Genomic DNA, 8,697 nt, shown 5'->3' with positions numbered 1-8,697 from the left:
GTTTTCCCGCTGTTTGCCACTTCCGCTTCAACGAGTTCGTTGAACCGCTCCCGCATGATCGCGGCAATCTTGTTCATTACACGCGCGCGTTTACCGACCGGGTACTTTTTCCACTTCCCGTTCTCGAACGCGTCACGCGCCGCCGCAACCGCGCGATCGACATCCTCCTTGCCGGCTTTCGCCACTTCAGCGAGCGTCTCCCCCGTTGCCGGATTGTAAGTCGTGAACGTTTCTCCGCTTGCCGCATCAACCGATTCGCCGTTTATAAACAACTTGTACGTGTCTCGCTTCATTTCGCTCATCACGTTCAGCTCCTTTGTTATTTTCCCGTGAACTTCGGTTTTCTTTTCTCCAAAAACGCTTGCACGCCTTCTTTATAATCCGCCGAGTACCCGGCGATTTGCTGCGCATCCGCCTCATTTTCGAGCACTTCGCTTAAATCGTTCTCCCAGCTCTTGTTCATATAACGTTTAATGAGTCCGATTGCTTTCGTCGGCATGTTCGCCAGCCGCTCAGCAAATGCCTTTACCGCTTCCTCCCACTCGGCATCCGGAATGACTTTCGTCACAAGGCCGAGCTTTTCCGCCTCATCGGCGCGCACTTTCTCCCCGAGAACGGCAAGTTCCATCGCTTTCGCATGCCCAACGAGGCGCGGCAGGAAATATAAGCTGCCGGAATCCGGGACAAGACCGATATTGATGAAAGCTTCGATGAAGCTCGCTTTCTCGTGGGCGAGACGGAAGTCGCAAGCCAACGCCAAGCTCATGCCCGCGCCTGCCGCAGTACCGTTGACTGCCGCAATCACCGGTTTTTCCAGCGATGTGATCGATTCAATGAGCGGATTGTATCGCTTCCGCAAAATCTCAGAGAAATCCGCATCTTCACCGACGTCGGCCAAATCTTGTCCGGAGCAAAACGCACGTCCTTCACCTGTAAGCACGACGGCGCGCACTTCGTTATCTTTTTTCACTTGTTTCAGTGTCTCTTTCAACTCGGCATGCATTTGTTTGTTGAAAGCGTTCAGTTTATCCGGCCGGTTCATCGTGATCCAAGCGACGCCGTCTTCAACTGTCCGTTTGATCGTATCCATCGCTACTCCCCTTTGAAATCCGGTTTTCGTTTTTCAAGAAAGGCCTGCATGCCTTCTTTCTGATCGTTCGAGGCAAACAAAAGCGAAAAGTTTTTCCTTTCGAACAACATGCCTTCATGCAGCGGTTGATCGACCGCTTTTTTCACCGCTTCCTTGATCATGCGCAAAGACAACGGCGGTTTTTGCGCCAGTTTTTCGGCAAATTTTAACGTTTCTGAATGTAAAACTTCGCGCGCAACGAGACGGTTCACGACCCCGTAATGATGCGCTTCTTTCGCCGTCATCGGTTCACCGGTCCAAAGCCATTCGATCGCCTTCCGGCGCCCCATCGCTTTCGTCAGCATTTGCGTGCCGCCTGCCCCCGGCATGACACCGATGTTGACTTCCGGAAAAGCAAATTTCGCATCTTCTGCCGCGATAATCATGTCACAGCTCAACGCCAGCTCAAATCCGCCGCCGAACGCAAAGCCTTGTACCGCACAAATCAACGGTTTTTTTACAAGATGAATCCGGTCCCAAACGGCAAACTGGTCGAGAATCTCCATTTCCACCGCTCCGACGTCGGCCATTTCATTAATGTCCGCCCCCGCAGCAAACGCCCGTCCGGCACCTTGCAGCACGATCGCACGAACTTCGTCATCCCGGTCGTACGTTTCGAGCACCTGGACGATTTCTTTCACCATTTGCTGATTGATCGCATTCAGCACGTTCGGGCGGTTCAGCTCAACGATTCCGACGCCTCTGCTCTTGCGCGTCTGGATAAAATCAAACATGAACTTCCTCCCCAACCATCATGGTAACGAGCTCGCCGGCAAACGACATTAAGTCTTTTGAAGACGCTTTCATTTCTTCGGACGTCATCGCATGATTCAACGAATCCTCGTCGTCAAAGTACATTTCACATAACAAATAATAAGGACTTTCTCCGCGCGGCGACCCAATAATTTTCGTCACTTCTGTTTTGCGGAGACCCGGGATTTTCTTGACGATCGGCGTATGTGTGCCGTAATAATGATCATCGAACTTCTTGCAATCTTCTGGTTGACGGTACAGTGCAATCAACTTCGTCACTTCGCTGCCTCCTTTTAAACTATGACTGAGCACTCGCTCAGGCGATTCGCACAAGTTCTTCTGTCCAATAACAACCCTTGATGCCGCCTCTAGACTTACCAATTCGCGACCGGTTTCATCGCTTCGAATGGATTTTTGCAATGCGTGCAATATAAAATGCTGCGGCAAGCGGTCGGCCCGAAGATGTTTTCCATCGTCGTATAAGGCGACCCGCAATACGGACAATCGACTTTCCAAGGTTCCCCTTCGACATGTTCGGCCGGGGGCGGTGCAACCCCGAACGTCTTCAAGTTTTCCTTCCCTTGCGCGCTGATACGGTCCGTTGTCCACGGCGGATCATACACGAACTCGACGTGCACATCCGAAACGCCTTCGACTCCCGCTGCGACTTCCCTCACCGCTCGCAGCACATCATTCTTGATCATATCAAGCGCCGGACAGCCGCTGAATGTCGGCAGCAGCCGGATCGTGACCGTTCCGCCGCTCATTTCAACAGCTTCCAACATCCCAAGATCAACGATGTTGATGCACGGCAATTCCGGATCCGTGACCGTCTCCAACGCTTTTTTCACTTCTTGCACGGCATCGTCCACGATCCTCACCCTTTCTTACCAGGCTTTTGCCTGCTCATCCGACTTGTATACGGCAGAAAGCGTATTGAGCGCATGCGGCAAATCCTCCGTATGTTCTCCGTTTCGCCCGTTTCCGTGTTGCATTCCCGGCGCATCGCCTGGCATGGGATAATCGACCTCCCGAAACAAAGTTTCAATTTTCTTCAACCATCGTTTTTCAAGCAGCGCTTCGCTTTCAATCAATCCCGCCGCAGCCATTTCCTCGCCCCGCGGCCCGAACGTCAGCATACCGCCGAAATCAGCCCAAACCTTTGCGATTGCCGCTTCCATTTTTTCACGGGCTGTGTCCGTGCTCGTCATAAGCTGCTTGAACCAAAGCTGCCAGTGCAAAAGATGATAATATTGTTCGGTGACAATCTTCCTCGCCGCTACGGCAAGCGGTTCGTAACGGGATTGCTTCAGCGAATCGAGACGGATTTTCTTCGCCGTATCGTAAAAAAGATGGCGGACGACGGTGAACGCCCAATCGTACTCCGGTTTTTCAATATATTCGCCGGGCCCGTTCTTTCGCTCGAGTATGACCGCGTTGCGATAATGCTCTGGTCCGCGCAAATGGCTGATATCGTCGATTTTTCCTTCACCAAGCTCTTCGAGCAGCCGAAAATACATCACCGCGTGACCCATCGTATCTTGATTGATCGAAGAAAACGCGACGTCCTCCTCAATGTGCGGCGCAAGCCCGAGCCATTCAGAACCGCGGTGAGCATGGATGAAATCGTCGTCGGCAAGCTGATACAAAAGTTCGATCAGCGCTTCGTTGTCGGCATCCGCCTTGAGAAAATCGCTCACGCTTCCTCCCCCTCTTTCTGCTCGTACGCTTTGCGGAAATTCCGCCATCGTTGCACGAGATCGGTGTACCCTTTCGTTTCCCGATATGGTTTGTCGAGTCGTTGCATCGCTTCCCGCTCGCTCTGTGTCATCTTGCGAATGTCGCTGCGTTTAACAACCCAAATGTCGTTCGGAATTTCGCGGCGAAAAAAGTTTTCTTTCGCCATCGTCATCGCCATGTCGTGGTTCGGCGCCAGCAAGCTGAATTGGTATTGCATCGGCGTCGTGTCCTTCTTCCGGCTGAACACTTCAAATTCTTCATAAAATGGCTTTTCGCTGCTTTCCCCGCTCATTTCGCCTGTCAACTCCTTCACGGTTAGGTTCGGATCTGCCGCTGTTTTTAAACGGCTTTCGTCTTAACTGTCGCAAGCGCTTCCCGCACCCAGCGCGTACTTTCGTACGATTTGGCCCGCAAATCGAGCCGCGACTGGGAACGCGGACCATGACCGGTGACAATCTCCTTGAATTTTTTCCAATCCGGCCCTTGATACACCCATGTTTCAGCCGACTCATCGTAATGCAAAGTTTCATCCGGAACCGTAAACCCGAGCATGTGAATTTTCGGAATATATTTGTCAAAAAACGCTTGCCGCAGCTGCTCGTTGTCTTTTTCGCGCAGCTTATATTTAATGTTCGTATCGACGTTGGACGAACCGGTATCTTTCGCCGATGCCGGCCCGAAAAACATGAGGAGCGACTCCCACCAGCGATTAATGGCATCCTGCAGCATCTTGCGCTGATATTCCGTTCCTTCCGCAAGCGACAGCGTCAAGCTTTCGCCGTGCTTTTCGTGGAATGATTCTTCCTGACAGACACGTTTCAACGCCCTTCCGTACGGACCATAGGACGTTTTCAACATATTCGTTTGCGATAAAATTGCCGCCCCGTCCACGAGCCAGGCAATGACCGCCGCGTCTCCCCACGTCGGCGCGTCCATGTGAAAGACATTATGAAACTTTAATCGTTTGCTGAACAAATCTTGTAAAACATCTTCGCGCGTTTTGCCGAGCGGCTTCATCAAATCTTCCGCCACACGCAAAATGAGCTGCCCGTGTCCCATTTCGTCTTGCACCTTTGCCATAATGGCCAGCTTCCGGTTTAACGTCGGCGCCTTCGGCACCCATTCTTTTTCCGGCAGCGCGCCCATTATTTCGCTCACGCCGTGCATCGAAATCAACTTGATTAAGCCGTTCCGGTAATCATCGGGCATCCAGTCGTCCGCCTCGATCTTTTCGTCGTTGTTGATCCGGTTCATGAAATGCTCGTATTTCTCTTCCTCGCTCAAGCGATCAAACAGAGCTTCTTCCACTTTTTCTTTCACCGCCTCTGTATCACGTATATTTAACGTCATTATAAATTATCGTCATACTCCTGACAAGTGTAAGCCCTTTCATCCGAATCCCCTCGCCAACAGAAAAACGCAGAAAAAAAAGAAGCGCCTCGAAACAGCGCTTCTAATTGCGAAAAAACCTCTCTGTTGACTTTCGTGCCTCGTAACACTTGCAAGTCAGCCATTTCGACCTACTTCCTTAAATCAATCACGCGAACCGCTTTTCCTTGCGAACGCGGTATCTCATGCGGCCGTTTTACCTTCACGTTCATCGTTACGAGACAATTCGCTTTAATCAGCTTTGCCACTTTGCCTGCCAATGCCCGCACACGTTCATGCTGCAAATCTCCCGCTACATCCGCGTAAAAGGCTTCGCTCATTTCAACGTGAATTTCTGCTTCATCCAATGTGCCATTGCGGTCGACAGCGACTTGATAATGCGGCACGAGTTCTTTCACTTGCAGCAAATAATTCTCGATTTGCGACGGAAACACGTTGACGCCGCGGATGATTAACATGTCGTCGATACGGCCTTTGACGCGCGACATCCTAACTGTTGTCCGGCCGCACCGGCAAGTATCGCGGCGAATCGAAGCGACGTCGCCGGTTCTGTAGCGGATAAGCGGGGTCGCTTCTTTCACCAAACTCGTAAATACGAGTTCTCCGTCTTCTCCGTCCGGCACCGGTTCCAGCGTCTCCGGATCGATCGCCTCGACGTAAATCAAATCGTCTTGAACGTGCAAACCGTCCTGCGCTTCGTGGCATTCAATCGCTACTCCCGGCCCGTACACCTCACTCAACCCGTAAATATCGATCGCTTTGATCGCCAATCTGGCCTCGAGCTCGCGCCGCATTTCTTCCGACCACGGTTCTGCGCCGAAAATGCCGAATTCGAGACTCGTTGCCGCCGGATTTTTCCCCGCTCGTTCCATTTCTTCGGCAATGTTCAACACATAGGAAGGCGTCCCGCAAATCACTTGCGGCTTGAAATCCTCGATTAACAGCATTTGCCGCTCCGTATTCCCTCCGGAAACGGGGACGGTCGCCATCCCAAGTTTTTCCGATCCGTAATGCAAGCCGAGACCGCCGGTAAATAACCCGTAACCGTACGCATTATGTAGCACCTTCCCCGGTTCCCCGCCGGCTGCCGCGATCGACCGTGCAACCAATTCCGTCCACGTTTCGATATCGTTGCGCGTATAGCCGACTACAGTCGGTTTTCCGCTTGTTCCCGAAGACGCATGGAGACGGACAACTTCTTTCTGTTCAACGGCAAACATGCCAAAAGGATAATGGTTGCGCAAATCTTGTTTTCTTGTAAATGGCAGTTTTCGAACATCGTCGAGCGATTGAATGTCTTCCGGCGACACTCCTTTCTCGTCGAAAGCGTTTTGATAGAAAGGGATGTTTTCGTAAACGTGCGCCGCGGTCGTGCGCAATCGATTCAGTTGAAGTTCTTCCCGCTTACTGTAAACCATTGTTTCCATTTCTTCGTTATAAATCATAAACTTCCCCTCTCTCGAAACGTATTGAAAGCCTTTACAAAAAAGACAAAAACCTATAACGCCATTTCCGTGTGGACGTGTTTTTTTGTTATACCGAGAATACCTCCGCCTCCTCTCATTGTCAATATTTGCTGGAAATTTCGTGAAAACCGATTCGACAACAACAATAGTTCTCCGGAATTGAAAACGATCGCCGTTTTCAAATGCTCCTCGGAAAACAACAATAATCGATCAACTAAACCATTTTGCTGCCTGAACGTCAATTGCCATGAAAAGCTGCGGCCGTAACGAGCCCTATCTTAGCCGTTAATGATGACTTTCTTGTTTTTCGTCAGACGATCTAACTGCTGGCGATCGACGTCATAACCAATCCCCGCCGTTTCAGGTACGGTGATTATTCCGTTTGTTACCGTCACTTCCGGTTCAATGATGTCCGCCTCCCAATAACGGGAAGATGCCGAAGTATCGCCGGGAAGCAAAAATTGCGGCAACGTCGTCAGCGCAATATTGTGGGCGCGTCCAACACCGGCTTCCAACATGCCCCCGCACCAAACCGGAATGCCGTGCTCCGCGCACAAATCGTGGATTCGCTTTGCCTCCGTCAGACCGCCAACTCTACCGATTTTTATATTGATGATCTTGCAGCTTCCGAGTTTGATCGCGTGCTGAACGTCTTCGTAAGAATGGATGCTTTCGTCGAGACAGATCGGCGTGTCAAGCTGCTGCTGCAACACCGCGTGATCAATCAAGTCGTCGTGGGCGAGCGGTTGCTCGATCATAAGCAGATCAAAATCATCGAGCGCTTTCAGCCGGTCCATGTCGTTCAACGTGTATGCGGAATTGGCGTCAGCCATGAGCGGGATCTCGGGAAAATGACGGCGTACGTCGCGCAGCAATTCGACATCGGTGCCGGGCTTAATTTTTAACTTAATTCTTTTGTATCCGGACGCAACGTGGCGTGAAATCACTTCCAGCAATGCTTCGGTGGACGGCTGAATCCCGATGCTCACGCCGACGTCGATTTGTTTTTTTTCGCCCCCGAGCGCTTCCGCAAGCGGCATCCCGATTTTTTTCGCATATAAATCCCAAACGGCGCCTTCAAGCGCAGATTTGGCCATGTTGTTTCTGCGAATCGCCGAAAATCGCTCCCGTACTTCATCTGGATGGCGCAACGGACTTTCGAACAACAACGGCAGCAAAATATCCTCAATCATATGCCGGTTTGTTTCCACCGTTTCTTCGTTATACCACGGGAATGCAAAGGCGACCGATTCCCCCCACCCGTTGACGCCGTCCTTGTCAAGCAGTTCCACGAGAATGAAAGATTTATCTTGAAACGTTCCGAAGCTTGTTTGAAACGGCGCCTTCAAGCGCATTGACACGTCGCGCAGCACCGCGCGGTCCAAATGAATCACGTGCACGACCCCCATTTATTTTTTTGTAAACCAATAATAATGCCACGGTTGGCCGGACGCCGATTTCACGAATTCCGGAGCAACAAAACCTTCGCCAAATAACGTTGCAAACGCTTCTCCCGACTTCCGCCGCCAATCAATAGCCAAATCCAAGTGCTGTTGTTTGATCGATAAAAAATCGGCAGGTATCGCAACGAACCAATCCGATTGATCGCTGACCTTTCGCCCGCACGATCCATCTACCGCCGCCGGCATACCGGTGCTGTCAAGTTCAGCGTCGAGCCATACGCGATCCGGCAAAATTTCAGGCATTCGCAAGTTCTTGACGGTCTCCCCAAGCTGCCAATGGATCTTGAAGCGATCCGAAGGGAGACCCCGATTCAAGCGGTCCTCCATCTCGCCGTACAAATTCGGCTCATATGCGACGGCAACGCCGCCGAGCTTATGCAAGTTTAAATGCGCATTCCGACTGAGCAGCGGGTCATACGTCCACACGATCAAATCATAACCGAAGTCGATCGCCTTCCGGCGCTGCTCTTGTTTCAACCGCCAGCCGATTTGTCTGCCTCGGTAATCAGGATGAACGGCAAGCATATGGGAACATAAATACGGTTTCCGCTCGGCGAAACCCGGGAAACTGTACGAAAAGCCAATCAGCCGCTCCCGATCATAAGCGCCCAAAAGGAGGCCGCCATTCCGGGAAGCGGTAAACGTTTGATGAAGCGGCAACGGGTCCATGCCCCAAACGATCTGCTCCAACTCCCTTACACCTTTCAGTTCCTCCATCGTGCGAAGCACCTTAATCGTTGCTTGAAAGCCCATCGAT

At 51.5% G+C, this 8,697-nt stretch carries 11 protein-coding genes; all 11 read right to left on the bottom strand.

Features of this window, described 5'->3' with window-relative positions:
- Nucleotides 1-302, bottom strand: a 302-nt coding sequence (locus tag VFK44_10855) for an aldehyde dehydrogenase family protein (GenBank protein HET7628877.1), incomplete at its 3' end; no start/stop codon positions are given.
- A gap of 17 nt (nt 303-319) precedes the next feature.
- Entirely contained in the window at nt 320-1,090 is a 771-nt protein-coding gene (locus VFK44_10850; protein HET7628876.1) for an enoyl-CoA hydratase-related protein, read from the bottom strand.
- A 2-nt stretch (nt 1,091-1,092) separates the two neighbouring features.
- Nucleotides 1,093-1,863: an enoyl-CoA hydratase-related protein gene (locus VFK44_10845; protein ID HET7628875.1), complete on the bottom strand. Its 771-nt coding sequence runs from the start codon at nt 1,861-1,863 to the stop codon at nt 1,093-1,095.
- Nucleotides 1,856-2,161, bottom strand: coding sequence for an EthD family reductase (locus VFK44_10840; GenBank protein HET7628874.1), 306 nt, complete (start codon nt 2,159-2,161; stop codon nt 1,856-1,858). The genes VFK44_10845 and VFK44_10840 overlap by 8 nt, the downstream gene beginning before the upstream one ends.
- A 95-nt stretch (nt 2,162-2,256) precedes the next feature.
- Entirely contained in the window at nt 2,257-2,754 is a 498-nt protein-coding gene (gene paaD / locus VFK44_10835) for a 1,2-phenylacetyl-CoA epoxidase subunit PaaD (GenBank protein ID HET7628873.1), read from the bottom strand.
- Between the two features lie 15 nt (nt 2,755-2,769).
- Complete coding sequence (gene paaC / locus VFK44_10830) at nt 2,770-3,582, bottom strand: 1,2-phenylacetyl-CoA epoxidase subunit PaaC (GenBank protein ID HET7628872.1); 813 nt, start codon at nt 3,580-3,582, stop codon at nt 2,770-2,772.
- Complete coding sequence (gene paaB, locus VFK44_10825) at nt 3,579-3,914, bottom strand: 1,2-phenylacetyl-CoA epoxidase subunit PaaB (protein ID HET7628871.1); 336 nt, start codon at nt 3,912-3,914, stop codon at nt 3,579-3,581. The genes paaC and paaB overlap by 4 nt, the downstream gene beginning before the upstream one ends.
- Nucleotides 3,915-3,961: 47 nt before the next feature.
- The gene (gene paaA, locus VFK44_10820) at nt 3,962-4,972 is read right to left on the bottom strand and encodes a 1,2-phenylacetyl-CoA epoxidase subunit PaaA (GenBank protein HET7628870.1); all 1,011 of its coding nucleotides are present in this window, start codon (nt 4,970-4,972) and stop codon (nt 3,962-3,964) included.
- A 170-nt stretch (nt 4,973-5,142) separates the two neighbouring features.
- Nucleotides 5,143-6,456 carry an AMP-binding protein gene (locus VFK44_10815; GenBank protein HET7628869.1) on the bottom strand — a complete coding sequence of 438 codons (1,314 nt, stop codon included), beginning with the start codon at nt 6,454-6,456 and terminating at the stop codon, nt 5,143-5,145.
- A gap of 299 nt (nt 6,457-6,755) precedes the next feature.
- Nucleotides 6,756-7,886, bottom strand: a complete 1,131-nt coding sequence (menC, locus tag VFK44_10810; GenBank protein ID HET7628868.1) for an o-succinylbenzoate synthase — start codon at nt 7,884-7,886, stop codon at nt 6,756-6,758.
- Nucleotides 7,887-8,693, bottom strand: a complete 807-nt coding sequence (locus tag VFK44_10805) for a GNAT family N-acetyltransferase (GenBank protein ID HET7628867.1) — start codon at nt 8,691-8,693, stop codon at nt 7,887-7,889.
- Nucleotides 8,694-8,697: the final 4 nt, after the last annotated feature.

This window comes from Bacillales bacterium (genome assembly GCA_035700025.1).
Taxonomy (GTDB): Bacteria; Bacillota; Bacilli; order Bacillales; family DASSOY01; genus DASSOY01.
The sequence above is the reverse complement of the archived record's forward strand: the minus strand, read 5'-3'. Positions and strand labels throughout refer to the sequence as shown.

Excerpts from the sequence above, each read along its gene's own strand:
- VFK44_10850 (HET7628876.1), bottom strand. The coding sequence starts at position 1,090 with ATGGATACGATCAAACGGACAGTTGAAGACGGCGTCGCTTGGATCACG.
- VFK44_10845 (HET7628875.1), bottom strand. The coding sequence starts at position 1,863 with ATGTTTGATTTTATCCAGACGCGCAAGAGCAGAGGCGTCGGAATCGTT.
- paaB (HET7628871.1), bottom strand. The coding sequence starts at position 3,914 with ATGAGCGGGGAAAGCAGCGAAAAGCCATTTTATGAAGAATTTGAAGTG.
- paaA (HET7628870.1), bottom strand. The coding sequence starts at position 4,972 with ATGACGTTAAATATACGTGATACAGAGGCGGTGAAAGAAAAAGTGGAA.
- VFK44_10815 (HET7628869.1), bottom strand. The coding sequence starts at position 6,456 with ATGATTTATAACGAAGAAATGGAAACAATGGTTTACAGTAAGCGGGAA.
- menC (HET7628868.1), bottom strand. The coding sequence starts at position 7,886 with ATGGGGGTCGTGCACGTGATTCATTTGGACCGCGCGGTGCTGCGCGAC.
- VFK44_10805 (HET7628867.1), bottom strand. The coding sequence starts at position 8,693 with ATGGGCTTTCAAGCAACGATTAAGGTGCTTCGCACGATGGAGGAACTG.